Source organism: Mesorhizobium sp. CA4, from assembly GCF_020165075.1.
GTDB lineage: Bacteria > Pseudomonadota > Alphaproteobacteria > Rhizobiales > Rhizobiaceae > Mesorhizobium.
The window spans coordinates 59,075-84,274 of the sequence record NZ_JAIUHK010000018.1 but is presented as its reverse complement, the minus strand read 5'-3'; the positions used below and the strand labels follow the sequence as shown (position 1 = coordinate 84,274).

Annotated in this window: 28 protein-coding genes and 1 pseudogene; 13 read left to right on the top strand and 16 right to left on the bottom strand. The window is 65.0% G+C overall.

Translation table 11 applies throughout. From position 1 onward, the window contains the following. Positions 1-168: 168 nt before the first annotated feature. Entirely contained in the window at positions 169-294 is a 126-nt protein-coding gene (locus LB528_RS30230) for a hypothetical protein (RefSeq protein WP_140752416.1), read from the bottom strand. Between the two features lie 210 nt (positions 295-504). On the opposite strand from LB528_RS30230, the gene LB528_RS16500 reads away from it, so the two are divergent. Further along, positions 505-1,464, top strand: coding sequence for a cation diffusion facilitator family transporter (locus tag LB528_RS16500; RefSeq protein ID WP_224715548.1), 960 nt, complete (start codon positions 505-507; stop codon positions 1,462-1,464). Between the two features lie 35 nt (positions 1,465-1,499). Next, entirely contained in the window at positions 1,500-1,904 is a 405-nt protein-coding gene (locus LB528_RS16495) for a GFA family protein (RefSeq protein WP_224715547.1), read from the top strand. A 134-nt stretch (positions 1,905-2,038) separates the two neighbouring features. On the opposite strand, the gene LB528_RS16490 is transcribed toward LB528_RS16495, so the two are convergent. Next, complete coding sequence (locus LB528_RS16490; protein WP_224515182.1) at positions 2,039-2,362, bottom strand: hypothetical protein; 324 nt, start codon at positions 2,360-2,362, stop codon at positions 2,039-2,041. 180 nt (positions 2,363-2,542) lie between these two features. On the opposite strand from LB528_RS16490, the gene mbfA reads away from it, so the two are divergent. After that, positions 2,543-3,526 carry an iron exporter MbfA gene (gene mbfA / locus LB528_RS16485; RefSeq protein ID WP_224715546.1) on the top strand — a complete coding sequence of 328 codons (984 nt, stop codon included), beginning with the start codon at positions 2,543-2,545 and terminating at the stop codon, positions 3,524-3,526. Positions 3,527-3,571: 45 nt separating this feature from the next. On the opposite strand, the gene LB528_RS16480 is transcribed toward mbfA, so the two are convergent. After that, positions 3,572-3,916, bottom strand: coding sequence for an antibiotic biosynthesis monooxygenase family protein (locus tag LB528_RS16480; protein WP_224715545.1), 345 nt, complete (start codon positions 3,914-3,916; stop codon positions 3,572-3,574). Continuing rightward, a complete protein-coding gene (locus LB528_RS16475) occupies positions 3,913-4,281 on the bottom strand; it encodes an NIPSNAP family protein (protein ID WP_224715544.1) in 369 nt (122 codons plus the stop codon). The genes LB528_RS16480 and LB528_RS16475 overlap by 4 nt, the downstream gene beginning before the upstream one ends. A gap of 168 nt (positions 4,282-4,449) precedes the next feature. Here LB528_RS16475 and LB528_RS16470 point away from each other — a divergent pair, with 168 nt between their 5' ends. Then, a complete protein-coding gene (locus LB528_RS16470) occupies positions 4,450-5,124 on the top strand; it encodes an ArsR/SmtB family transcription factor (protein WP_224715543.1) in 675 nt (224 codons plus the stop codon). A 216-nt stretch (positions 5,125-5,340) separates the two neighbouring features. Here the strand turns inward: LB528_RS16470 and ligD are convergent, their stop codons facing one another. From ligD to LB528_RS16455, 3 genes are all read right to left on the bottom strand, one after another. After that, on the bottom strand, positions 5,341-7,833 hold the full coding sequence (ligD, locus tag LB528_RS16465; RefSeq protein WP_224715542.1) for a DNA ligase D: 2,493 nt from the start codon (positions 7,831-7,833) through the stop codon (positions 5,341-5,343). An 11-nt stretch (positions 7,834-7,844) separates the two neighbouring features. Next, a complete protein-coding gene (locus LB528_RS16460) occupies positions 7,845-8,705 on the bottom strand; it encodes a Ku protein (protein WP_224715541.1) in 861 nt (286 codons plus the stop codon). A gap of 104 nt (positions 8,706-8,809) precedes the next feature. Continuing rightward, positions 8,810-9,316 carry a ferritin-like domain-containing protein gene (locus LB528_RS16455; RefSeq protein WP_224515196.1) on the bottom strand — a complete coding sequence of 169 codons (507 nt, stop codon included), beginning with the start codon at positions 9,314-9,316 and terminating at the stop codon, positions 8,810-8,812. A gap of 401 nt (positions 9,317-9,717) precedes the next feature. On the opposite strand from LB528_RS16455, the gene LB528_RS16450 reads away from it, so the two are divergent. Genes LB528_RS16450 through LB528_RS16445 form a run of 3 tightly spaced genes read left to right on the top strand, consistent with a single transcriptional unit; the run spans position 9,718 to position 10,489 of the window. After that, positions 9,718-9,864, top strand: coding sequence for a hypothetical protein (locus LB528_RS16450; RefSeq protein ID WP_224515197.1), 147 nt, complete (start codon positions 9,718-9,720; stop codon positions 9,862-9,864). A gap of 1 nt (position 9,865) precedes the next feature. After that, on the top strand, positions 9,866-9,991 hold the full coding sequence (locus LB528_RS30225; RefSeq protein ID WP_263484105.1) for a hypothetical protein: 126 nt from the start codon (positions 9,866-9,868) through the stop codon (positions 9,989-9,991). Between the two features lie 51 nt (positions 9,992-10,042). Next, positions 10,043-10,489, top strand: coding sequence for a thiol-disulfide oxidoreductase DCC family protein (locus tag LB528_RS16445; protein WP_224715540.1), 447 nt, complete (start codon positions 10,043-10,045; stop codon positions 10,487-10,489). A gap of 54 nt (positions 10,490-10,543) precedes the next feature. On the opposite strand, the gene LB528_RS16440 is transcribed toward LB528_RS16445, so the two are convergent. Genes LB528_RS16440 through LB528_RS16430 form a run of 3 tightly spaced genes read right to left on the bottom strand, consistent with a single transcriptional unit; the run spans position 10,544 to position 14,047 of the window. Further along, positions 10,544-10,918: a DUF1850 domain-containing protein gene (locus tag LB528_RS16440; protein ID WP_224715539.1), complete on the bottom strand. Its 375-nt coding sequence runs from the start codon at positions 10,916-10,918 to the stop codon at positions 10,544-10,546. Beyond that, positions 10,915-13,041 carry a TRAP transporter permease gene (locus LB528_RS16435; protein ID WP_224715538.1) on the bottom strand — a complete coding sequence of 709 codons (2,127 nt, stop codon included), beginning with the start codon at positions 13,039-13,041 and terminating at the stop codon, positions 10,915-10,917. The genes LB528_RS16440 and LB528_RS16435 overlap by 4 nt, the downstream gene beginning before the upstream one ends. A gap of 46 nt (positions 13,042-13,087) precedes the next feature. Further along, complete coding sequence (locus tag LB528_RS16430; protein ID WP_224715537.1) at positions 13,088-14,047, bottom strand: TAXI family TRAP transporter solute-binding subunit; 960 nt, start codon at positions 14,045-14,047, stop codon at positions 13,088-13,090. A gap of 252 nt (positions 14,048-14,299) precedes the next feature. On the opposite strand from LB528_RS16430, the gene LB528_RS16425 reads away from it, so the two are divergent. After that, positions 14,300-14,671, top strand: coding sequence for a YciI family protein (locus LB528_RS16425; RefSeq protein ID WP_224515202.1), 372 nt, complete (start codon positions 14,300-14,302; stop codon positions 14,669-14,671). 7 nt (positions 14,672-14,678) lie between these two features. Then, positions 14,679-15,926 (top strand): RNA polymerase sigma factor, encoded by a 1,248-nt coding sequence (locus LB528_RS16420; protein WP_224715536.1) that lies wholly within the window; start codon positions 14,679-14,681, stop codon positions 15,924-15,926. On the opposite strand, the gene LB528_RS16415 is transcribed toward LB528_RS16420, so the two are convergent. From LB528_RS16415 to hrcA, 6 genes and pseudogenes are all read right to left on the bottom strand, one after another. Beyond that, positions 15,923-16,552, bottom strand: coding sequence for a glutathione S-transferase family protein (locus tag LB528_RS16415; protein WP_224515205.1), 630 nt, complete (start codon positions 16,550-16,552; stop codon positions 15,923-15,925). The two genes, LB528_RS16420 and LB528_RS16415, sit on opposite strands and share 4 nt — an antisense overlap. 110 nt (positions 16,553-16,662) lie before the next feature. Continuing rightward, complete coding sequence (cysK, locus tag LB528_RS16410; RefSeq protein WP_224715535.1) at positions 16,663-17,643, bottom strand: cysteine synthase A; 981 nt, start codon at positions 17,641-17,643, stop codon at positions 16,663-16,665. A 188-nt stretch (positions 17,644-17,831) separates the two neighbouring features. Further along, positions 17,832-18,448, bottom strand: a pseudogene (locus tag LB528_RS16405) (LysE family translocator). A gap of 269 nt (positions 18,449-18,717) precedes the next feature. Beyond that, entirely contained in the window at positions 18,718-20,058 is a 1,341-nt protein-coding gene (locus tag LB528_RS16400; protein ID WP_224715534.1) for a PQQ-dependent sugar dehydrogenase, read from the bottom strand. A 129-nt stretch (positions 20,059-20,187) separates the two neighbouring features. Further along, positions 20,188-20,385, bottom strand: a complete 198-nt coding sequence (locus LB528_RS16395; RefSeq protein WP_224515213.1) for a hypothetical protein — start codon at positions 20,383-20,385, stop codon at positions 20,188-20,190. A gap of 232 nt (positions 20,386-20,617) precedes the next feature. Continuing rightward, positions 20,618-21,715 (bottom strand): heat-inducible transcriptional repressor HrcA, encoded by a 1,098-nt coding sequence (hrcA, locus tag LB528_RS16390; RefSeq protein ID WP_224715533.1) that lies wholly within the window; start codon positions 21,713-21,715, stop codon positions 20,618-20,620. Positions 21,716-21,930: 215 nt separating this feature from the next. On the opposite strand from hrcA, the gene rph reads away from it, so the two are divergent. The 4 genes from rph to hemW all read left to right on the top strand — a co-directional run bounded on the left by rph (position 21,931) and on the right by hemW (position 25,091). Continuing rightward, positions 21,931-22,647: a ribonuclease PH gene (gene rph / locus LB528_RS16385; RefSeq protein ID WP_027169620.1), complete on the top strand. Its 717-nt coding sequence runs from the start codon at positions 21,931-21,933 to the stop codon at positions 22,645-22,647. Positions 22,648-22,834: 187 nt separating this feature from the next. Beyond that, a complete protein-coding gene (locus tag LB528_RS16380) occupies positions 22,835-23,245 on the top strand; it encodes a VOC family protein (protein ID WP_224715532.1) in 411 nt (136 codons plus the stop codon). Next, positions 23,245-23,922, top strand: coding sequence for an RdgB/HAM1 family non-canonical purine NTP pyrophosphatase (gene rdgB / locus LB528_RS16375; RefSeq protein WP_224715531.1), 678 nt, complete (start codon positions 23,245-23,247; stop codon positions 23,920-23,922). The genes LB528_RS16380 and rdgB overlap by 1 nt, the downstream gene beginning before the upstream one ends. Continuing rightward, positions 23,919-25,091 (top strand): radical SAM family heme chaperone HemW, encoded by a 1,173-nt coding sequence (hemW, locus tag LB528_RS16370; protein WP_224715530.1) that lies wholly within the window; start codon positions 23,919-23,921, stop codon positions 25,089-25,091. Before rdgB ends, hemW begins: the two co-directional genes overlap by 4 nt. Positions 25,092-25,200 lie beyond the last annotated feature (109 nt).

Here is a 25,200-nt window from a genome sequence, read left to right as displayed (position 1 = left end):
GGATGCTCGGTGTGGCGGGTCGTCCCGGCCGATTTTTCGGACGAAGCGAGGTCGTCCTCGCCCCCTGGATATGGGGTGCCCTTGATTTTACGATCAACAAAACACCGGCAGCATGGTCATGCTGCCGGTTGAAGCCTGGATCGAGCCGGGTCGACCGAAGCCGGTCGCTTACTTTTCCTTGATGCGCAGCGCCTTGACCGGCGGCGCCTTCGGAGCCGGGGCCGCGGCGGGCTTCTTGGCATCCTTCTTCGGCTTGCGGGGTTCCTTGCCCGCCTTCATCGCACCTTTTGCCATGATTCGCTCCTCCGGTTTGTGGGCGGTCCAAGTGAAACAAGAGAAATGCCGGACTGCAAGAGGCTGTGCCGCTTTGCGAAGCCGGCCGATCGGCTGTCAACCGATTTCCGGCTCGACACCGCTTCGAAACCTCGCATGGGCTGGCGCATTGTCTGTGGAGCTTCAAGGGGCGGGCCGCTAAGCTCGGGCGCGGGGCAGGTCGGAGATCGGATGGCAGGACATAGCGGATCGAAACGGGTGATCTACGCTGCGCTTGCCGGCAATCTGGCGATCGCGCTCACCAAATTCGCGGCGGCAGCCTTCACCGGTTCGTCCGCCATGCTGTCGGAAGGCGTGCATTCGCTGGTCGACACAGGCAACGGCACGCTGCTCCTCTACGGCATGCATCGCGCCGCGCGGCCGCCCGACCGCACGCATCCGCTCGGCCACGGGCGCGAGCTCTATTTCTGGAGCCTCATCGTCGCGCTTCTGGTGTTCGCGCTCGGCGCCGGCGTGTCCTTCTATGAGGGCGTCACCCACATCATGGCGCCCGAACCGGTCGTCAATGCCAAGGTCAACTATACCGTGCTCGGCCTCTCCTTGCTCTTCGAGGGCAGCTCATGGCTGGTCGCGCTGAAGGAGTTTCGGCAGCAGAAGGGCAGGCAAGGCTGGATCCAGGCGGTGCGCCGCAGCAAGGATCCCGGCGTCTATACGGTGCTGTTCGAGGACAGCGCCGCGCTGCTCGGCCTCACCGTCGCCTTCGCCGGCATTCTGTCCGCCGAACTCCTGGGGATCCCCGAGCTCGACGGCGTCGGTTCGATCGGCATTGCGATCATTCTCGGAGCGACGGCGGTCTTCCTGGCGCGCGAAAGCAAGGGACTGCTCTTGGGCGAGCCCGCCTCCCCGGAAGTGCAGCGCCAGGTCCTGGAGATCGCCCAGGCGGATCCGGCGGTGCAGCGGGCGAACGGGATAGTGAGCGTCCATATCGGCCCGGAGGAGATCGTCGCGGGCTTGAGCATCGAATTCGAAGATCATCTCACCGCGCCCGAGATCGAAGCCTGCGTCGAGCGCCTGGAAGCAAGGCTCCAGCAGGAAATGCCGCAAATTTCCAGGCTCTTCGTCAAGCCGCAGGCCACTGGCACATGGGAGCGGCGGCGCAAGGCCATGGCCGAGGCTGCGGACGAGAGTTAGGTTGAGCACAGCGAAACTTGTGAGGAGGACGGCCGATGAAGATCGACGGCGGATGCCATTGCGGCGCGATCACCTATGAGGCGGAGGTCGATCCTGAGAAAACCTCGATCTGCCACTGCACGGACTGCCAGCAGCTGACCGGCACGGCCTTTCGCGTGACCGTTCCGGCGCCGGAAAGCGACTACAGGATCACCAAGGGCACGCCGAAAATCTATATCAAGACCGGATCCAGCGGCGCCAAACGCGCGCAGGCGTTTTGCGGCGAATGCGGATCGCATCTTTATGCGACGTCGGTTGGCGACGGACCGAAAATCTATGGCATCAGGGTGGGAACGGCGCGCCAGCGCGACCAACTGGTGCCGCGAAGACAGGTCTGGCACCGCTCGGCGTTGCACTGGCTGCCGGAAATCGAAGGCATCACGACCATCGAGGAGCAGTAGCGGCTATACACGCTGGGCGGAGCGTTCCAGACCTCGGGAATTGGCAGGAGCCCGCCGTCGCCTTCGCCCGCCTTGCGCGGTTCAACATCGTGCAGGCGCTCGATCGACTCCATGACGAAGCGCAAGACCCTCCTTCACCCCAAGAGCGTCTTCGTCCTTTTGCTGCCGCCCAGCTTGCGCCAATTGTTGAAGCGGTGGGTGGCGGCGGCGAAGGAGATCTTCATCTGCTGGGCGACGGTGTAGCGCGACTTGCCCTCGTCGAACATGCGATAGCAGCACTCGACGCCTTCCTCGGTGAGCTTGCCGTCAGGCGTCTTGTTGTGCGGATTGGCGGGATCGAATTTCTCGATCTGCTGCTCGACCAGATCCTTGAGGCGCTGCAGATCGGCCTCGATGCTGGCTATGAGGTCGAGAACGGGCTTCGCATCGAATGCGTGCGGAGGCTTCTTGTCCGTCATTCGGTTGGTCTCCTTCAACTTCGGCTGTTGCCGTCCATATAGGCAAACATTCAGCAATAATGAAGAGCGGCCCGAACGCGCTGGGATCAACCATTTGCGAGCGCGTCGACGGCATCGGCAATTGACGGCAAGCGGCCAAGATCCTAGTTTAGAACGATTCTAAACTAGAGTGATCCCATCATGCTTTCCCGTGTTTTCGGCTTCGGCCGCCGTTCCTTCGATTCGCTGTCGGAGCAGGAGATCCTGGCGCTGGCGATCTCTTCCGAGGAGGATGACGGGCGCATCTACCGCGCCTATGCCGATGGGCTGGCGGAAGACTTTCCGCAATCGGCAAAAGTGTTCGAGGCGATGGCAGAGGAAGAGGATGGCCATCGCGATTCCCTCATCGAGCTTTACCGCAAGCGCTTCGGCGAGCGCATCCCGCTCATCCGGCGCGAGCACGTGAAGGGCTATTTCGAGCGCAAGCCGGACTGGCTGGTGAAGCCGCTCGGCATCGAGCATGTGCGGCGGCAGGCCGAGGAAATGGAGCGGCAGGCCTATCGTTTCTATGTCGAGGCGGCAAAGCGCACCACCGACGCCTCGACGCGAAAGCTGCTCGACGACCTCGCCGTGGCCGAGCAGGGCCATGAAAGCTCGGCGCATGAACTGGAGCAGGAGCATGTGCCGGGCACGGTCAAGATGGAGGAGGCGACGGCCGAGCAACGCCAGTTCATCCTCACCTATGTGCAGCCGGGGCTGGCCGGGCTGATGGACGGGTCGGTGTCGACGCTGGCGCCGATTTTCGCCGCCGCCTTCGCGACGCATGCGACATTCCAGACTTTTCTCGTCGGCCTCGCCGCCTCGATTGGCGCCGGCATTTCGATGGGCTTCACCGAAGTCGCCTCCGACGACGGCAAGCTGTCGGGGCGGGGTTCGCCGATCAAGCGCGGCCTCACCGTCGGCATCATGACGACGCTGGGCGGGCTCGGCCACGCGCTGCCCTATCTCATTCCCCATTTCTGGACGGCGACAATCGTTGCCGCGATCGTGGTGTTCTTCGAGCTCTGGGCGATCGCCTTCATCCAGAACCGCTACATGCAGACGCCCTTCTGGCGTGCCGCCTTCCAGGTGGTGCTGGGGGGCGCGCTGGTGTTCGGGGCGGGCGTGCTGATCGGGAACGCGTAGCGCCGGATTCCACTTCTCCCTTGCGGGAGAAGGGAGCGCCGCGCTTCATCCATTCACGACGCGACTATCCGCCGGCGCCTCCGCCCTTTCCTCCATGCCGTAGTCGCGCACGACATGGGCGATGCGCAGACGGTAGCCGGCAAAGATGCCGCCGCGGCCGGCCTTCTGCGCCTGCCGGTGCTCCTCGGTGTTGCGCCAGGCCTTCACCGCTTCCTCGTCGCGCCAGAAGGACAATGACAGCACCCGCTTGGGATCGGCGAGGCTCTGGAAGCGCTCGACCGAGATGAAGCCGTCGATGCTCTCGAGCAGCGGCTTTAGCTCGGCGGCGATGCCGAGATAAGCATCGCGCTTGCCTTCCGCCGGCTCGACCTCGAAGATGACAGCAATCATGCTTCTATTTCCTCCTTGACGGTCACGTCGGTGCGAAAGACCTGTCTTGGACCGTGCGGCGCCGACACGAGCTTCAGAAAGACGCGATCTTCCTTCAAGATGAATTTCTCGCGCCTGGCGAATTCGTAATTTGCCTTGCCCGCCGGGTCGGCGGCAAGCCGCGCGCGATAGGCTTCATAGGCTGCGAGGCTCTCGATGCTGTAGGCGGCATAGGCCGTGGTGGCCGAGCCCTCATGCGGCGCGTAATAGCCCATGAGGTCGGCGCCGCAGCGCGGAATGGCCTGGCCCCAGGCCCGCGCATATTGCTCGAAGGCGGCCTTGCCGAACGGGTCGATCTCGTAGCGGATGAAACAGGTGATGGTCATGTCGTCTCCTCGTCCGTTGGTTTTCGACGACGACGGTTCGACCACGGTCGAAACATCGTCTCCGTCGCTATGCTAGGCATTCTCCTGTCAGGAGTGTTTGCCCGGGCTGCTTGAGATGGCCCCAGGATAATGCTTCCCTGACGGGAATGCTTCGATGAGGATCGAACCATGCGTGAAGGACCGGACATTGCCCGCATCGCCAGCCTGGTCGGCGACCCGGCGCGCGCCAACATGCTCAACGCTCTCATGGGCGGCACGGCGCTGACGGCGTCGGAGCTGGCGCTGGAAGCCGGCGTGTCGCTGCCCACCGCTTCCTCGCATTTGTCGAAGCTGATGGGGGGCGGGCTGCTCACCTTGGCCAGCCAGGGCCGCCACCGCTATTACGGCCTCGCCAGCGCGCAAGTGGCCGGCATGATCGAGGCGATCATCGGCGTTGCCGAGGCGGTCGGCCCGAAACGGGTGCGGCCCGGTCCGCGCGACGCGGCGATGCGCGTGGCGCGCGTCTGCTACGATCACCTCGCCGGCGAGCAGGCGGTGGCGATGCTCGACCGGCTGTTCGACAGGAAGCTTTTGCTGCGCGAGGACAACCAGATCAGGCTCTCGCCGTCCGGCCTCTCGCATTTTTCCGCGCTCGGCATCGAGACCCACGCCAAGGCGCGGCGGCCGGTGTGCCGCGCCTGCCTCGACTGGAGCGTGCGGCGCTCGCATCTTGCCGGCACGCTGGGCGCCGCCATCCTCGACAAGATCATCGCCGAGAGATGGGCGCGGCGCGAGAAGGACAGCCGCGCCGTGGTGTTCTCGCCGACGGGCAGGCAGGCGTTCGAGCGGGTGTTTCTGGCATAGGGCTGCGCCGCAAACGATACGCCCGCAACGTCAGCGCGAGGCACCCCCCTCTGCTCTGCCGGGCATCTCCCCGCAAGGGGGGAGATTAAGCTCTCGGCCGCTTTCGCTAATCTGCGGCATGCAGGATAAGCGGGTCGCTGCAACAGCCAATTTCCCCTTGCGGGGGAGATGGCCGGCAGGCCAGAGGGGGGTGCTGTCCCACCGACGTTGAAAGTTTCACCCCCGCTTCAGCACCTTCCCCAGCTTGAAGAACTCCTTCCACGGATCGGCCTTCTTCAGCTGGGCCAGCGTGGATGCATCGCCAAGCGGGAAGGCATTCGGCGCAAGCCCTTTCTCGATCTCCGGCCAGGTCACCGGCATGGATATCGTGGCGCCCTTCTTGGCGCGCGAGGAATAGGGCGCGACCGTGGTCGCGCCGCGGCCGTTGCGCAGATAGTCGACAAAGATCTTTCCGGTGCGCGCCTTCTTCGACAATGTCGAGGTGTATCGGTCGGGCGCAGCCTGCTCCAGGGCGCGGGCGAAATCATGCGCGAAGTCCTTGACCTCGTCCCACTCCGCCGAGGGTTTCAGCGGCACCAGCACATGATAGCCCTTGCCGCCGGAAGTCTTGACCAGGTTGGGCAGCGACAGCTCGTCGAGCTGCTTGCGAATGTCGAGCGCCGCATCGCGCACGCGGCTGGCGTCGATGCCTTCGTCCGGATCGAGATCGAAGATGATCTGGTCCGGCTTTTCCAGCTGGTCGATGGTCGAGCCCCAGATATGGACCTCGACCACGCCGTACTGGACGAGCGCCGCCAGCCCGTCGAAGTCCTTGATGTAGAGGATCTCCTCGCCATCGGTGGGATCTTTCATGCGGGCGATCTTGTCGCTCATGCCGGGCGAGGCGTGTTTCTGGAAGAAGCGCTGGCCGTGGATGCCGTCCGGTGCGCGCACCAGGCTCAGCGGCCGGTTGACGACGAATTCAGCCATGCGCGGCCAGACCAGCGCGTAGTGATCGAGCAGGTCCTGTTTCGAAACCTTCTCGTCGGGCCACAGCAGCTTGTCGGGATGCGAGAGTTTTATCGAGGTTTTCGCCGCTCCGGCTGAGGTCTTGGCGGGTTTTCCGCCCGGCTTTGCTTCGCTCCCGGCCTGCTTCGGCTTTTCCTGCACGACTTCCTCCGCCGGCTTGTCCTCGCGCAGCCCCTGGAAGGAGGCGTGGCGGATTATACGGTCGGATGTCCAGCTGCGAAACTCTACCTCGCCGACAAGTTCCGGCTTGACGAAGGTGAGGCCCTTGCCCTTGGGCACCGCGGTCGAGAAAGGCGAGGTCTTCGTCTCGAGGCTGTCGAGCTTCTTTTTCAGATCCGTCATCACCTTGCCGGAAAAACCGGTGCCGACACGGCCGGCATAATGCAGCTTGCCGCCTTCATTGAAGCCGACCAGCAGCGAGCGCAGGCCGCGGCCTGTCTTGTCGGAAGGCAGATAGCCGCCGATGACGAATTCCTGCCGGAGCGTGCATTTCGACTTGATCCAGCTGAGGCCGCGCCCGCTGCGATAGGGCGCGTCGGCGCGCTTCGACACCACACCTTCCAGGCCCATGCGGCAGACATGCTGCAGCATGATCTTGCCGGGCTCGTGGAAATGATCGCTGAAGCGCAGCGCCGAATCCTCGGACTGTTCGCCGAGCAGCTCGGCCAGCGCCTGCTTGCGCTCGACCAGCGGCTCGCGGCGCAGATCCTCGCCGTCGAGCCGCATCAGGTCGAAGACATAATAGATGAAGCGGTCGGCGCGGCGCGCCGACAGATCCGCCTGCAGCAACGGGAAGGACGACACGCCGCTGTCGGCGAGCACCACGATCTCGCCGTCGATGATGGCGTCGCGGCATTTCAATTTGGCCAGCGCGGTGGTGACCGGGCCCTCGAATTTCCCGGTCCAGTCGAGGCCGGCGCGGGTGAGCAGCCTGACCTCGCTGCCTTCGATCTGCGCCTGCATGCGGTAGCCGTCGAACTTCACTTCATGCAGCCAGTCGTCGCCGCCGGGCGCTTCCTTCTCCAGCGTCGCCAGCTGCGGCTCGATGAATTCGAGGCGCCTCACCTGCCCGGCCTTGGCTTTGGCAGGCTTGTTGGATTGCCAGACTCTCGGTGTCTGCCCCTTGGCGGCCTTGCCCTCGCCGACTTCCTCGATGGTCAGGCCGGATTTAACCGAACGAGGCTCCTCCACCAGAATGTCCTCGCCGGGCCGGGCGGCGGCGTCATCGGATTTGATCAGCAGCCAATTGTCGCGCTTCTCGCCGGGGCGGGGCTTCAGCCGGACCAGATGCCAGCGACCGTTGAGCTTGTGTCCTTGGAGCTCGAAGTCGATATGGCCCTTCTTCATGCCCTTGGCCGGATCGCCATCCGGCGTCCATGTGCCTTCATCCCATACCAGGACCGAGCCGCCGCCATATTGGCCCTTCGGAATGGTGCCTTCGAAGGAAGCATAATCGATCGGATGGTCCTCGACATGCACGGCCAGCCGCTTCTCATGCGGGTCGAGGCTCGGGCCGCGTGTCACCGCCCAGCTCCACAAGACGCCGTCATGCTCGAGGCGGAAATCGTAATGAAGCCGCGTCGCGGCATGTTTCTGGACGACGAAGATGCCGCCGGCCTGCTTGCCGCGCGTCACCTTGCCGGTCGGCTCGGCGGTTTTCTTGAAATCGCGTTTGGCGTGATATTGTTCAAGGCTGGCCATCGGCGTGGCTCCTATGCGGACTTGCGCTTCGGCGCGGCCTTGGCCTTCGCCCGTTTGGCCGGCGCCTTGGACGACGCTTTGCCGGCTTTGCCGTCATCCGCATTGAGGCTCTTCTTCAGCGCGTCGAACAAATTGACGACATTGGACGGTTTCGGCGATGCCTTGGCCTGTGGCGCCTTTCTGCCCGCCTTCTTGGCGCGGACCAGCTCGAGCAGCGATTCCTCGTAGTGATCCCTGAATTTGGCGGGGTCGAACTTCGCCTTCTTCTTGTCGATGATATGCTCGGCCAGTTCGACCATCTCGCCGTCCAGCTTCACGGACTGAATATCGGCGAAGATGGCGGACGCGTCGCGCACCGTATCGCCGTAACGCAGCGTCGTCAGCAGCATGCCTTTGCCAAACGGCTCGATCACCGCCGGGCGCTCGCGCTGATAAAGCACGATGCGGGCGAGGCCGGCCATTTTCTTCTCGGCCAGGGCATCGCGAATGACGGCGAAAGCCTCCTCCGACACCTTGTCGGCCGGCGAGACGTAATAGGGCGTGTCGAGGTAAACCTGGTCGATCGAAGCCTTGTCGACGAAGCCGTTGAGATCGAGCGTGTGCGAGGACTCGATCTGGACCGCTTCGATATCCTCGTCCTCGATGCGGATGAATTCGTCCTTGCCGACCTCGAAGCCCCTGACCTTCTCATCCTCTTCCAGCGGCTTGCCGCTTTTCTGGTCGACATAGACACGCCGGACCCTGTTGCCGGTCTTGCGGTTGAGGATGTGGAAGGACACCTTTTCGGCGTGGGTGACGACGTTGCTCAGTTCGATGGCGCAGGTGACCAGTGAAAGCTTGAGATAACCGCTCCAGGCGGGGCGCGGCGCCATGACGATCTCCTTGCAGCATCGGACGAACCGAAACGGCCGGAGCGCCGCTTCGGTTCCCGGACAGGAAAGCCGGCGCCAGGCGCACCGGCCTTAGATGGGCACGGCTATTCGGCCGCCTGCAAGTTCACCTTGCTTTCGGCGATCTCGGTGAGCTTGCGGTCGGTCGCCTCTTCTTCCTTGAGGTTCTTGGCCAGCACGTTGGCGCAGTCGCTGCGGCCGAGCTGCTTGGCCCAGGCGATCAGCGTGCCGTAGCGCGTTATCTCGTAATGCTCGACGGCCTGCGCGGAGGCGATCAGCGCCGCATCGAGGACTTCCTTGTCGTCGACATCGCCGCTTACCTCGTCGGCCTCTTCGAGGATGCCGTCGATAGCGGGGCAGTTGACAGTCTTGGCCTTGACACCGTGCAGCTCGAACACCTGCTCGACCCGTTCGATGTGACCCTTGGTCTGCGTGAGATGCTTTTCGAAGCCGGCTTTCAATTGCGGATCCGTCGCCTTGTCGATCATCTTCGGCAGCGATTTCTCGATCTGCTTCTCGGCATAATAGATGTCGCGCAGCGTGTGGATGAAGAGATCGTCCAGCGTCTTGATGTCTTTCGAAAAGAAGCCCATGGCAGTTGCCTTTCCATGTTTCGCATTGTCCGGAAGTTGCGCGGCGGGAAAGCCGTCAACACGGCCGAGTCAGCCCCCGGCCTCGCGGGGTCAACGTCGGCTTCCGTGACAGGTTCCTGCCCGCCGGGCCGCGCGAAAGGAAAATTTCCTGTCACTGGCCGGACGTGAAACAGAAGCGCGGCCAAGCGACATCGGAACGAAACATATGTGATCCAAAAGTCACACGAGCCGGAAACGCGACGAAAGGCACCGAAAGACCGCGAATCAGCCGCAATCCAGCCACGATGCAACGCGTTTCGGACCAGAAATTAACATCGCGTTCACCGACTATTCACGCCTCCACGCTATGCTCTCGAACAATTCGGACGGGACATCCGAAAGCGGGACAGGGACAAAGTAAAATGAACTTCTGGAACCAGATCGCCGGCTACGCCGCGGCCATTCGCGAATTCGTCGCGCCGACCTATCGGCCGGAGCGCTACTATATGCGCGGCCCGGGTCCGGCCTGCGCGCGCCGCGGCAACTCGCTGGGCGTCAGCGCGAACTGACATGACCAGCCTGCGCGCCCACCACAGCCGCATCTGCCGGCCGGCCGCCGACCAGCGTGCCACCACCTATCGCGCCGAGCGCCTGACGCTCGCCGCCAACTGGCGTGCGACAACGCCGCGACTTTGACGCCGCCGCCGGCTGGCTTAGTGTCTAAAAACACAAGCAGCCGGGGCCGCAATGACCGATCTGCCCGAAAGTCCCACCTTCCCGCGCCAGACCTATGACGCTCGCCAGCCGCTGATCGTCTTCGACGGCGTCTGCGTGTTCTGCTCGGGCTTCGTCCAGCTCATCCTCAAGCTCGACCGGAAAAATCCCTTCCGCTTCGCCACGGCGCAATCGCGGTTCGGCGAGGCGCTGTTTCGCCGGCATGGCCTGCCGACCGACGATTACGACAGCAACCTCGCCATCATCGACGGCGCGGCCTTCACGAAGCTCGACAGTTTCGTCGCCGTCATGGCCGAGCTCGGCTGGCCATGGCGCGCCGCGAAGGCGCTGCTCATCCTGCCGCGGCCGCTGCGCGACTGGCTCTACGACCGCGTCGCCAAGAACCGCTACACGCTGTTCGGCCGGAAAGACAGTTGCGAGATCCCTTCGGCCGAGTTGCGGGAGCGGCTGATCGGCTGACGGCTAAGAGCGAGGTTTACTGCAAAAAGCGGCGGCCGGGCTGATCGTGCGCTATCACGGCTGGCTCGAGCCGACGCACGGTTCGAGCACGGCGGGTTCGCCGGCCGTCTCGCCCAATTCCCGGCAGCCCGAGGCCGCGCACAGCGTCCAGCCTTCCTTGGTGGCGCCGGACGCCGCGAGCACCAGACGCGGCTGGGGCCCGATCCGCGGCGCATAGACCCACCAGCTGCCGCGCAGCACCGAGCCCTCCGGCGGCTCCATGCCCGCGCCGGAGCCCTTGACCCGCGCCTCGACGACCTGCAGTCCCGCCGGCGACACTTTCCAGTCCTCCTGCCAGCGCGTCCGTTCCACCGAATGCGTCCAGGATAGCGTGAAGGCGGCGACGGCGAGCGTCACCGTCTTGCCGGCGGCGAGGATGCACAGGCTCATGCGGTACCGGCCGTCGACCGCCGGCGGGCACGCCAGCAGTGCCAGGCGATCCACGCTAGCGCCAGCCCCCAGCCAGCCTCGTCGGTGAGCGGCAATGCGACCACCAGAAGCAGGCCGGCGCAGAAAGCGACGAGACGCTCCCACAAGGCCATGCGGCGGGCGAGGAAGCCGACGGCGGCGGCGCCCCAGAGCACGATGCCCATGCAGGCCTTGACGACGACATAGGCGACCTCGACGGGATAGCCGAACGAGGCGGCGATGGGTCCGGCGTCCTGCAGCATGAGGGCCGGCGTGTAGACGGCCATGAAAGGCACGACGAAGCCGGCAATGGCGAGCTTGGTAGCCTGGATGCCGATCTTCAATCCGCTTTCCTTCGCCATGGGCGCGGCGGCGAAGGCGGCGAGCGCCACCGGCGGGGTCAGGTCCGCCATGATGCCGAAATAGAAGACGAACATGTGGCTGACCACCAGCGGCACGCCCAGCGACAGCAGCGCCGGGCCGGCAAGTGAGGAGGTGATGATGTAATTCGGGATGGTCGGAATACCCATGCCGAGAACCAGGCAGGTGAGCATGGTCAACACCAGCGACAGGAACAAATTGTTCTCGCCGATGGAGATGATCCAGCCGATGAAGGTGGAGGCGATGCCGGTAAGCGTCAGCGTGCCGATGACGATGCCGACGATGGCGCAGGCGATGCCGACCGGCAGGGCGTTCTTGGCTCCCTCGGCAAGCGAGTCGACGCAAATGCGCAGCGTCTCGCGCCCGCCCCTGAAGGCGAGGCAGGCAATGACGAGCGCCGCGATGACGAGGCTCAGCACATTGACGCCGAAGCGCATGAAGGACGCCGCGGCAAGCCCGAGCGCCAGCCAGAAGACGAAGCGAAAGGCAACCGGTCCGATCAACGCCGCCAGCGGCGTGCCGAGGATGAGCACGACGGTCAGCGCGAGGCCCATCGTGCCGGCGAAGATCGGCGTGTAACCGGCAAAGAGCAGATAGACCAGCACGGCGAGCGGCAGCACCAGCGGCCAGTGCTTCCTGACCGCTTCCCACGGATTGGGCAGCTCGGCCTTGGCCATGCCGTGCAGGCCGGCCTTGCCGGCTTCCAGATGCACCTGCCAGAAGCAGGCGCCGAAATAGAGGAGCGCGGGGATGATCGCCGCCTTGACCACCTCGGCGTAAGGGATGTTCAGCGTCTCGGCCATGATGAAGGCGACTGCTCCCATCACCGGCGGCATGATCTGGCCGCCCATCGAGGAGGTCGCCTCGACCGCGCCGGCGAAGGCGGAGCGGAAACCGAAGCGCTTCATCAGCGGGATGGTGAACTGGCCGCTGGCGACGACATTGGCGACGCCCGAACCGGAGATGGTGCCCATCAGCGCCGAGGACAGCACGCAGACCTGGGCCGGGCCGCCTCGCCACGAACCGACGAGGCCGAGCGCGAAATCGTTGAACAGCGCGATCATGCCGGCCCGTTCAAGGAAGGCGGCAAAGACGACGAAGATGAAGATGTAGGCGGCCGAGACGTAAACCGGCGTGCCGTATATGCCTTCGGTGCCATAGGCGAAGGTGTCGACAAGCTGCGCGAAATCATAGCCGCGATGGATGAAGGGCGGCGGCAGGTGATTGCCGACGAAGCAATAGGCGAGGAAGATGAAGGCGATGACCGCCAGCGGAAGGCCCATCAGCCGCCGCGCCGCCTCGAAGACCAGCGCCACCAGCAGCGTGCCGACGATCAGGTCCGGCGTGGTGAGGAAGCCGGAGCGGCGGATGAGGTCGGCATAGAAGACCCAGTTGTAGAGGCCTGTGCCGAAGCCGAGCAGGCCAAGCACCCAGAAGCCCGCCTTCGCCGCGGCGCTCCTGGCGCGCAGATTGGCGATCAGGCCGAAACCGAGCAGCAGCAGGAAGCCGACATGCATGGCGCGCACCACCTGGCTGGGCAGGCTGCCATAGGCGGCGATGTAGATCTGGAAAACGGAGAAGGCGACCGCGATGAGGAAGGCCGCCTTGCCGCCGAGGCCTTCGCCAAAACCGGGCGGCAGACCTTCGATTTGTTCCTCGGCGACGGGAAGATGCAACGTGGCCGATTTGCCGTCGGTTGTTGTTCCGGACGTTGCTTCGGTCATCCGACGGGCTCCAGGATGGACATCTCAGTTAGCCGCGTCACTCTTTTTACTTCAGCAGCCCTTTTTCCCTGTAGTATTTCTCCGCGCCAGGATGCAGCGCCACAGGCATGCCGTCCAGCGCCTTGGCCGGATCGATCGCCTTGGCTGCGGAATGGGCGGCGACCAGCTGGTCGAGATGCTCGAACAGCAGCTTGGTCATCTGATAGGCGGTCTCGTCGGAGACGTCGGCGCGGGTAATGAGGAAATTGCCGACCGCGGCCGTCGCGACATCTTCCGCCTGGCCTTCATAGGTGCCTTTCGGGATGACCACGGAGAGATAGGGCGCGCCGATCTTGGCGACGTCCTCGGGCGGCACGGCGACGACGTTGATGGGAACCGAGGTCGCGAGATCGCGGATGGAGGCGACGCCGAGGCCGGCCGACTGCAAGGTGGCGTCGAGCTGGCGGTTCTTGATCAGCTCGACCGACTCGGCGAAAGGCAGATATTCGACCCGCCCGAGATCCTCGTATTTGAGACCGGCGGCGGCGAAGATGGCGCGCGCGTTGAGCTCGGTGCCGGAGGCAGGCGCGCCGACCGACAGGCTCTTGCCCTTGAGGTCGGCGAGCGTCTTGATGCCGGAGTCCTGGCTGGCGACGATCTGGATATAATTGGGATAGATGGCGGCGATGCCGCGCAACTTGTCGAGCTTGCCCGGGAAGCCGGCCTCCGTGTTGCCTTCGGCGGCCATCTTGACCGAATCGCCGAGCGCAAAGGCGATCTCGCCCTTGCCCTGCTGCAGCAGGTTGAGGTTTTCGACCGAAGCCTTGGTCGCCTGAACCTGCGTGCGGGCGCCCTCGATCCCCTTGCCGTAAATCTCCGACAGGGCGACGCCGAGCGGATAGTAGACGCCGGACGTGCCGCCGGTGAGCACATTTATGAATTCCTGCGCCCCGGCCGATACGGCGCCAAGGCCGAGCGATAAGGCCAGCGTGCCGGCGGCAATAGACTTGGTCCAGAAATTGAACATAGGGTTTCCTCCTCCTGAAAGGGTCGCGCCACACCGCCTCCCCGGTGCGAAGTTGGGAGTTTAGACGGGAGGAGCCAAATGCCAACCCGCAATTGCATCTATTAGACGAACGGTTGAGCGGCTGCGAAAGCGCCGGCTTGCGCTCGATTGCATTGGGGACGAAAATTTTTCCGGCGCCTGTCGAAATCGGCCAAGGCCGCACGACATAGGCCGGCACGCGATGATGCGGCCTTCAAGAAACGGGAGAAGACCATGCGATACATGCTTTTGATCTACAATGACGAAGCCGCGATGGCGAACGCTCCGAAGGAGCAGACCCAGCAGGTGCTCGCGGCCTATGGCGCCTATACCGAGGCGCTGAAGAAATCCGGCGCGTACATCGCCGGCGAGCGGCTGCGCCCGACCCAGGCGGCCACCGCGGTGCGGATGGCGAACGGCAAGACCAACGTGCTCGACGGCCCCTATGCCGACACCAAGGAGCAATTAGCCGGTTTCTACATGATCGAGGCGGCCGACATCGACACGGCCATCGAATGGGCCGCGCGCTGCCCGGCGTCCAGCACCGGCACGGTCGAGCTGCGGCCGATCTGGGAAATGGCCGAGTACGTCGCCGCCGCGGAGTGACCCCGCGATGGATGATCGTTCGGAGATCGCGCGGGCGGCGGCCGAGGCGGCCGCCCGGCGCAGCTACGGCAAGCTGGTCGCCTGGCTCGCGGCGCGCACGCGCGACGTCGCCGGCGCCGAGGACGCGCTGGCCGATGCCTTCGCCGCCGCGCTCGAACGCTGGCCGCGAACCGGCGTGCCGGCGCAGCCCGAAGCCTGGCTGCTTGCCGTGGCGCGGCGGCGCGACGTGGACGCCGTGCGGCGGCGGCTGACCGGCGAGGCGGCGCGCGACCACCTGAAGCTGATCGCCGAGGAGATGGAGGCGCGCGTGCGGGGCGAAGACCTGCCCGACGACCGGTTGCGGCTGATGTTTGCCTGCGCCCATCCTGCGATCGAAGCCAGCGTGCGCGCGCCGCTGATCCTGCAGACGATCCTCGGCTTCGACGCCGCGACGATCGCCTCGGCCTTTCTGGTTTCGCCGGCGACGATAAGCCAGCGGCTGGTGCGGGCCAAGGCGCGCATCCGCGAGACCGGGATTCCGTTTCGCGTGCCGGAGCAGGCGGAACTGAGCGAGCGGCTGGGCGCGGTGCTCGAAGCGATCTATGCCACCTTCGCCGAAGGCTGGTCGGATCCGACCGGCACGGATAGCCGGCGGCGCAATCTCGCCGCCGAAGGCATCTGGCTTGGACGGCTGGTCGCCTCGCTGATGCCGGACGAGCCAGAGGCGCTGGGACTGCTGGCGCTGATGCTGTTCGCCGAAGCGCGCCGCTCGGCGAGGCGCGGCCCGGAGGGGGATTTCGTGCCTTTAGCCGAGCAGGATATCGCGCTCTGGGACGACCGCCTGATCGATGAGGCGGAGGCCTTGCTGGTGCGCGCCGCGCAAAGGGGCATCATCGGCCGCTATCAGCTGGAGGCCGCCGTGCAGTCCGCCCATACGGCGCGCCGGCGCGGCAGCGGCACCGACTGGGCGGCGATCCGCCAGCTCTATGATGCGCTTCTGGCCGTGGCCGGCTCGCCGGTGGTGGCGATCAACCGCGCGGTGGCGATCGCCGAAACCGAGGGCGTCACGGCCGGACTGGCGGCGCTTTACGTGCTGGGCGACGACAAGCGGCTGCAGGACTACCAGCCCTATTGGGCGGCCCGCGCCGGGCTGCTCGCAAGGCTCGGCAATATCAAACAGGCGGCAGAATCCTACGACAGGGCGATCGGCCTCGAGCGCGATCCGGCGCTGCGGCGTTTCCTGCAGGGCGAGAAGGCGAAGCTCGTCAGGAACTAGCTTTCGGGCCACATCTCGTGCGATGCGTTCAGCTTGCGCATCAGCTCATTCTCGCGCAGCCTCGCCCAGAGACGTTCGATGTTCGGCCAGGCGCCGCGCACCTTCTGGACCTCGGGATGCCAGGCCACCAGCATGACGAGGTAGATGTCCGCCAGCGACAGCGTCTCGCCGGCCAGCCAGTCACGGCCGGCCAAAGCCTGGTCGAGAATGGCAAAGCCGCGATCCATCTCGGCGACCGCCGCCTGCTTAACCGGCTGCAGGCCGTCGCCATCGGCGGTGTAGCGATGGGCGTAATATAGCCGCAGGACCGCCGGGTAGAGCACCGACGACATGAAAGCCAGCCAGCGCAGGAAATCGGCGCGGTCGGGCGAGCCCGCTTGCGGCGCGAGATGGGCTTCAGGGTGGCGTTCAGCAAGCAGGATGCAGATTGCCGCCGATTCGGTCAGCGAATGACCGTCCGGCAGCGTCAGCACGGGCACCTGGTTCAAAGGGCTGATGGCGAGGAAGGCCGGATCCGGCGGATCCTTCTTGGGCACGTCGATCTGCTCGAAGGGCACGCCGGCCATGGCAAGCGCGGCCTCGGCGACGAAGCCGCCGCTGTTTGGGCGCGTATAGAGCTTGTACATGAAAATCCTCCCGCCGGCCGATTAGGGCCGGCGGCGATATGAGCCGGAAGCGGCGCCTGGCTCAAGCCGCCGACGAATGCCACCGGCGCCTTTTCAGCGGTCCAGTCCGTTCAGGCTCCCAGCCCATCGAACAGGATGGTCGAAAGATAGCGCTCGGCGAAGGAGGGGATGACGACGACAAGGATCTTGCCCTTGTTCTCCGGCCGCGAGCCGACGACGATAGCGGCCTGGAGTGCCGCGCCCGACGAGATGCCGACCGGCACGCCTTCGAGGCGGGCAACAAGGCGTGCATTGGCGACCGAATCCTCGTTCGAGACCCTGACGACCTCGTCATAGATCGAGGTGTCGAGGATTTTGGGCGCAAAGCCGGCGCCGATGCCCTGGATCTTATGCGGGCCGGGCTGGCCGCCCGACAGAACCGGCGAGGCTTCCGGCTCGACCGCCACGACGTGCAGCGAGGGCTTGCGCTTCTTCAGCACCTGGCCGACGCCGGTGATGGTGCCGCCGGTGCCGATGCCGGCAACGAAGATGTCGACCTCGCCATTGGTGTCGTTCCAGATTTCCTCGGCCGTGGTGCGGCGGTGGATTTCGGGATTGGCCGGATTCTCGAACTGCTGCGGGATGATGGCGTTGGGCAGCGTGGCGGCGAGCTCGTCGGCCTTGGCGATGGCGCCCTTCATGCCTTTCGGGCCTTCGGTCAGCACCAGCTCGGCGCCGAGCAGCGCGAGCATCTTGCGGCGCTCGACCGACATCGTCTCCGGCATGGTGAGGATCAGCTTGTAGCCCTTGGCGGCTGCGGCGAAGGCAAGCGCGATGCCGGTGTTGCCGGAGGTCGGCTCGATCAGCGTCGTCTTGCCGGGCGAAATCTTGCCGGCTTCCTCCAGCGCCTCGATCATGGCGACACCGATGCGGTCCTTGACCGAGGCGATCGGGTTGAAGAATTCGAGCTTGGCCAGAAGGTCGGCGACGATGCCTTTCTCCTTCGCAAATTTGTCCAGCCTGACCAGCGGCGTGTCGCCAATCGTCTCCGTGATCGAGTTGAAGACGCGGCCGCGGCCGGGCACGCGCGCGGAGGTGACGGGCTTATTCATTGGTTTCGCTCCCAAGGCAATGGCACAGGCAGACAGAATAGGGCTTTCAGCCGCGCAAGATAGGCTGAGGCTGGAAAATATCCGAGTGGGGCGGTTGCTCAAAAGCGCCCACGGCCGGAAATGCATTTTCCGCCACGACGGGTTTCAGGAATAGTTTGGCCGAATCCGGGATCGGTTGAGATTGGAACCTATTGACGCGCCGCTATGGCGGCAGCCGCCCCCATCATGAAGCCGGCGGCGGTGCGGTTCAGCACCTTCAGCGCGCGCGGCGATTTCAGGAACCAGCGCGCCTTGGCGGCCAGCGCCAGATAAGGCACCAGTACCACGAACAGAACCACCACGGTGAGCGTCGCGAGGATGGCGTAGTCGGCGAGCGTGATCGTCTTCAGGTCGACGACGGTCGGCGTGATGGCGAGATAGAAGATCATCGTCTTGGGATTGCCGAGCGTCACCGTCAGCCCGGCGATGAAGCTCGACACCAGCCCGCCCTTGGCCTTCCGCGCCTCGAGGTTTTCGGGCGTGATGCCGCTGGTCCAGAAGCGCCAGGCAAGGAGGCGAGATAGGCAACGCCCGCCCATTTGATGGCGAGGAAGACCATGGCGAAGGTGTGGGCGACGAAGGCGAGCCCGAGCACCACGGCGGTGAGGTAGGTGAGGTCGCCGAGCATCAGGCCGAACGACATGGCGAGCGAGGAACGGAAGCCGGAGCCGAGCGCGCGGGCGACAAGCGCCGTGACGCCTGGGCCCGGGATGGCCGCGGCGATGCCGAGCGCGGCGCTGTAAGCGAGGAATCCGGTGAGTGTCATCGTTCTGGCCTGGGATCGGACGCGTCTATTGCACGAAACGGAACGGGAATGAATTCGCTTAGGTCCGGATTCGTTTGCGCCAGCCCCCTCATCGGGCCGCTGCGCGGCCACCTTCTCCCCGGGGGGAGAAGAGGTTGGCGCCGGCGCTTGCCTGCTCCTCTCCCCTTGGGGAGAGGTCGGATTGGCCCGAATTGCTGTTCGCAATTCGGATGGCAATCCGGGTGAGGGGGGAGCCGCTACAACTCGACCGGGAGCTAGCCACCATAAGTCTACCCGCCGTAAGTTACACGCCAAATCGTGCCGTTGCCGTCCTCGGTGAGGATCAGCGCGCCGTCCCTGGCCACGGCGACGCCGACCGGCCGGCCCCAGACCGCGTCGTCGGATATGACGAAGCCGGTGGCGAAGTCCTCGTATTCGCCGGTCGGCTTGCCGTCCTTGAATCTCAGCCGCACCACCTTGTAGCCAGTGCGGACATTGCGGTTCCACGAGCCGTGCAGCGTGACGAAGGCGTCGCCCTTGTAATCAGCCGGAAAATTCTCGCCGTCGTAGAAGGCGATGTTGAGCGGCGCCGAATGCGCCTGCATCAGCACATCCGGAACCGTGACCTTGCCGGCGAGGTCGGGGCGCGCGCCCTTGTGGCGCGGGTCCTCATTGTCGCCGATGTAATACCAGGGCCAGCCATAGAAGGCGCCTTCCTTCACCGCGGTCGCGTATTCGAACGGGGTGTTGTCGCCAAGCTCGTCGCGCTCGTTGACAACGCACCAGAGTGCGCCCGTCGCCGGCTGCACGGTCATGCCGGAGCAATTGCGCAGGCCGGTGGCGACCGTCCTGCGGTCGTTGCCGTCGGGGTCGAAGGCGAGCACGTCGGCGCGGCCCTGTTCCGAGCCCCAGGCTTCGCCGAGCGGCTGCGATTTCGCCCATTCCTCGACACCGCCCTTCGGCTTCGCCCCCATATCCTCGGCGATGTTGGAGCCGGAGCCGACCGACAGATAGAGCGTCTTGCCGTCGGGCGAGAAGGCGATGTCGCGCGTCCAATGGTGGCTGGCGGGGACCTTGGCCACGATGGTTTCCGGCTTGCCCGACGCTTCCAGGTCGCCACCGCGATAGGGGAAGCGGACGACGCTGTTGCTGTTGGCGACATAGACCCATTGCGGCTTGTCGCCCGGCGGATAGAAGGCAATGCCGTAGGGCCGCGTCAGGCCCTTGGCGAAGATCGACTTCTGCGCGGGCTTGGCGCTGCCTTGCGCGAGGCGATAGACGCGGACCTGGTTCGCCCGGCTGTCGGCGACGAAGAGATCGCCATTCGGCGCCACGCGCACGACGCGCGGGCTGTCGATGCCGGACGCGACGAGCTCGGCGGAAAAACCGGGCGGAAGTTTCGGCTTCGCATCCTCGGGGCGATCGGTGACGCCGCCGCCATTGGAGGCGGACTCCGTCATATCGGGCTTCGGCAAATCCTCGGGTTTCAGCAGCCGGCGCACGCCCGGGCGGTCGGCCTTCCAGTCGCCGAAGGCCTTTTCGCCGCTGAGCAAGGGCCGATCGGCCTGCTGCGCAAAGGCAGCCGTGGCAAAAACCAGCGCGAGGCCCACAAGGCCGGCGATCCGCATCATGCTGTCCTCCGTCGTCTGCCAACATGTCCTGTCTGCGGGCGCCTCACTCGAAGGCGCCCGGAGACAGAACATATTGGGCTAACGATCGAAAAGAGAAGCTCGCGCACGTGATTTGACGGAACGCCGGGCTCAGACCTCTTCGGCATCCAGATCGTCGTCGAGGCGCTTTTCCAATTCGACGAGGTCGGCCGGCAAGGGCAGGCCCATGGCGCGCATTTCCCGCAACTTCTCGCGCAGCTGCTCCTGGATCTCATGCTCGTCCTCGGGCTGGTTGACCATCTCCTCGAGCAGCAGGCTGATCTGGGCTTTCAACGATTCCAGCGCCATGTTTTTCTCCTCTGCGGCGATCTTAGGTGTGTCGAGATTCAGGTCAGGCCGAGTCGAGAACGGTGGATTCCGAGAACCGGAGCGGAGCGCACTTAAAGTACGTGAGCACCGGCCTACGCCGACCGTAGCCTTAATCTAGCTGCCGCGCCACTCACAAGCGCTTCGGCCGGCGAAGGCAGGAAGCACAGGAAGCCGCCGTTCGCAGGCCGCCATCACCTGAAAATCGATACACCTAACGAAGCATGCGGGAAATCAGCTGTGCGGTATAGTCGACCATCGGCACGATGCGGGCGTAATTCAGGCGCGTCGGGCCGATGACGCCAAGCGCGCCGACGACACGGGCGTCCTTGTCGCGATAGGGAGCGACGACCAGCGACGAGCCGGACAGCGAAAACAGCTTGTTCTCCGAGCCGATGAAGATGCGCACGCCCGGCCCTTCCTCGGCAAGGTCGAGCAGCTGCAGCAAGCCGTCCTGCGTTTCCAAATCCTCGAACAGATGACGCAGCAATTCGAGATCGGCCTGGGCGGTGACGTTTTCCAGAAGATTGGCGCGGCCGCGCACGATGAGACGCGCCGGCAGGCCGCTTTCAGCGCCGGCCCAGACCGCGAGGCCCTTCTCGACCAGATCCTGCGACAGCGTGTCGAGGGCCGCCCTGGTCTCCTCCTTGATGCGGGCGATCTCAACGCGCGCCTCAGCCAGGGTGCGGCCACGAATATGGGCGTTGAGGAAATTGGACGCCTCATGCAGCTGCGACACGGTGATGCCGGCCGGCAGCTCGACGACGCGGTTCTCGACGTCACCGTTCTGCGACACCAGCACGGCAAGCGCCTTGGTGGGCTCGAGCTGGATGAATTCGATGTGCTTCAGCGCCACCTCGTTCTTGGAGGCAAGCACGAGGCCGGCGCCGCGCGACATGCCGGACAGCATCTGGCTGGCCTCGGTCAGCATATGCTCCAGCGTCGCGCCCGAGCCGGAGGCGCGCACCTGCGCTTCGATGGTGCGGCGCTCGTCGTCGGAAAGGTCGCCGAGCTCCATGAAGGCGTCGACGAAGAAGCGCAAGCCTGTCTGGGTCGGCAGCCGCCCGGCGGACACATGCGGCGCGTAGATCAGCCCCAGATGCTCGAGATCGCTCATCACGTTGCGGATGGTGGCGGGCGACAGCGAGGAGGGCAGGATGCGCGACAGGCTGCGCGAGCCGACCGGCTCGCCGTCGCGCAGGTAGGAATCGACGATCCGCCGGAAAATATCGCGCGAGCGCATGTCGAGTGATTGAAGTACGGGCGACTGAAGCCCGGGCGACTGCGACGTCGGATCGACTGGTTTGTTCATTCCGGCGAGAAACCTCCTGCCGAAAGATATAGACTTAAGCCACAGCGGCGCAACCCGGTGCCGCATTCGCGGTCACGTGCCGCGTTCGCGGTTGTGGGTGCCGCGTTTGCGGTTACCCGGCCCGTTTTCCTTTGCGACCTCGTTTTCCTTTGCGCCATGCTGCGCATGCGTCTACAAGCCGCCGACGAATCCGGGAAAGAACAGAAAGAGCCTCGATGCGCCCCTCCAAACGCCAAGCCGACGAAATGCGCGCCATCTCCTTCGAGCGCGGCGTTTCCAAGCATGCCGAAGGCTCGTGCCTGGTGAAGTTCGGCGACACGCATGTCTTGTGCACGGCGAGCCTGGAGGAAAAGGTGCCGGCCTGGATGCGCAATTCCGGCAAGGGCTGGGTGACGGCCGAATACGGCATGCTGCCGCGCTCGACCGGCGAGCGCATGCGGCGCGAGGCCTCGGCCGGCAAGCAGGGCGGCCGCACGCTGGAGATCCAGCGGCTGATCGGCCGTTCGCTGCGCGCCGTGGTCGACCTGCAGGCGCTGGGCGAACAGCAGATCACCGTCGACTGCGACGTGATCCAGGCCGATGGCGGCACCCGCACGGCCTCGATCACCGGCGGCTGGGTGGCGCTCTATGATTGCCTGCGCTGGATGGAAGCGCGCCAGATGGTGAGCGTCGCCAAGGTGCTGAAGGACCATGTGGCGGCGATCTCCTGCGGCATCCATGACGGCCAGCCGGTCATCGACCTCGATTACCTCGAGGATTCCTCGGCGGGCACCGATGCCAATTTCGTCATGACCGGCAAGGGCGGCATCGTCGAGATCCAGGGCACGGCGGAGGGCGAGCCGTTTTCCGAGGAGCAGTTCGCGGCGCTGATGGGGTTGGCGAAGAAGGGTATTTCGCGGCTGGTGAGCCTGCAGCAGATGGCGGTGGCCTGACGTTGAATGCGATGAGGTCGGCGATCCTTCACACCCCCCTCTGGCCTGCCGGCCATCTCCCCCGCAAGGGGGGAGATCGGATGTCACCTTGGGTTTCGCCAACTATCAACGTTGAGATGCCGCCGGCGGAGCTGCCAATCTCCCCCCTTGCGGGGGAGATGGCCGGCAGGGCAGAGAGGGGGGCCTCGTGATACCCTCCGCAATCCTCGAATCCGCCCTCTACGTCACAGACCTACACGCCGCCGAAGCCTTCTACCGCGACATCATCGGTCTCGAAGCCTTGGGCAAGGTCGAGGGCCGGCACGTCTTCTTCCGTTGCGGCGACGGCGTATTGCTTCTCTTCAACGCCGAGGCGACGAAGATCCCGCCGGCGCCGGACGCTCGGCTCAAGGTGCCGCCGCACGGCACGGCCGGCGAAGGGCACCTCTGCTTTGCGGCAACCGCCGATGAAATCGCCGCATGGCGCAAGCATCTCACCGCCAACAATATCGCCATCGAAAGCGATTTCGAATGGCCGCAGGGCGGGCACTCGATCTATATCCGCGACCCGTCCGGCAATTCGATCGAGTTCGCCGAACCACGGATCTGGGGTTTTTGATGCATTCGCTTAACGGAAAAAAGATCGTCGTCGCCAGCCACAACGAAGGCAAGCTGCGCGAATTCGCCGACCTGATGGCGCCGTTCGGCTTCGAGGCGAAATCGGCCAAGGAATACGGCCTGCCCGAACCCGACGAGACCGGCACCACCTTCGAGGAGAACGCCTATATCAAGGCATATGCCGCCGCCAAGGCCACCGGCCTGCCGGCGCTTTCCGATGATTCCGGGCTCTGCGTCGACGCGCTCGACGGCGCGCCCGGTGTTTATACCGCCAACTGGGCCGAGAAGCCCGATGGCAGCAGGGATTTCGGCATGGCCATGCAGAAGACCGAAACCGCCCTGCAGGAAGTCGGCGCGACCGAGCCTTCGCACCGCACCGGCCGCTTCGTCGCCGTCATCTGCCTGGCATTTCCCGACGGCGAGGCCGAATATTATCGCGGCGAAGCGGAAGGCACGCTGGTCTGGCCGCCGCGCGGCACGCTCGGCTTCGGCTACGATCCGGTGTTCCTGCCCAACGGTTTCGACAAGACCTTTGGCGAGATGAGCGCGGAAGAAAAGCATGGCTGGAAGCCCGGCCAGGCGACGGCGCTGTCGCACCGCGCCCGCGCTTTCCAGAAATTCGCGCAAGCGCGACTGGATTTGGGGCGTCTGGATTTGGCCAGGCTAGGATCGGCATGAGCGCGGTCACCATCCCGCTCGACCGCAGCCCCGGCTTCGGCGTCTATATCCACTGGCCGTTCTGCGCGGCCAAGTGCCCTTACTGCGACTTCAACAGCCATGTCCGCCACCAGCCGGTCGACCAGGAGCGTTTTGCCCGCGCCTTCGAGACGGAGCTCAGGACCATGCGCGACCGCACCGGGCCGCGCGAGGTGACCAGCATCTTCATCGGCGGCGGCACGCCGTCGCTAATGAAGCCGCAAACGGTGGCCGCCGTCATGGAGGCCGTGGCGAGGAACTGGACGGTGCCTGCCGGCATCGAGGTGACGCTGGAGGCCAACCCGTCCTCGGTCGAGGCCGAACGTTTCCGCGGCTATCGCGCCGCCGGCGTCAACCGCGTCTCGCTCGGCGTGCAGGCCCTGAACGACAAGGATCTGCGCTTCCTCGGCCGGCTGCACAATGTCGAGGAGGCGCTGCAGGCCATCGGCCTCGCGCGCGAAATTTTTCCGCGGCTGTCCTTTGACCTGATCTATGCGCGGCCCGGCCAGACGCCGGAAGCATGGGGGGCGGAGCTGGAGCAGGCGATCGGCTATGCCGTCGACCACCTGTCGCTCTATCAGCTGACCATCGAGGAGGGCACGCCCTTCCACGCGCTTTACGCTGCGCGCAAATTCACGCTGCCCGACAACGACGATGCCGCCGACCTCTACGCGCTGACGCAAGAGGTCACGGCGGCGCAAGGCCTGCCCGCGTATGAGATTTCCAACCACGCCCGGCCGGGCGCCGAGAGCCGGCACAACCTCACCTATTGGCGCTATGGCGAATATGTCGGCGTCGGGCCGGGCGCGCATGGCCGCTTCGTCGAGAACGGACGCCGCACGGTGACGATCGCGGAAAGAATGCCGGAGACCTGGGCCAATCTGGTCGAGGCCAAGGGCCACGGCATAACCGGCGGCGAGATCCTGACGCGTTCCGAAGAGGCGGACGAGTTCCTGCTGATGGGCCTAAGGCTCGCCGAAGGCATCGACCTGCAGCGCTACGAGGCGCTCTCGGGTCGCGGCCTTTCAAGCGCGCGGCTCTCGGTGCTTCAGGAGGAAGGGCTGGTGGCGCCGGTCGGCAATGCCAGGCTGCGCGCCACTACGGCAGGGATGATCGTGCTCGATGCGGTGGTGGCGGATTTGGCCAGGTAGAGCAGCACCTTCGTCATTCTCGGGCTTGACCCGAGAATCCATGCCGTGACCTCGCGCGAAGGGCGCGGCGGTGCAGAATTCTGCACGTGGGTGGCGCTTCGACGTAACG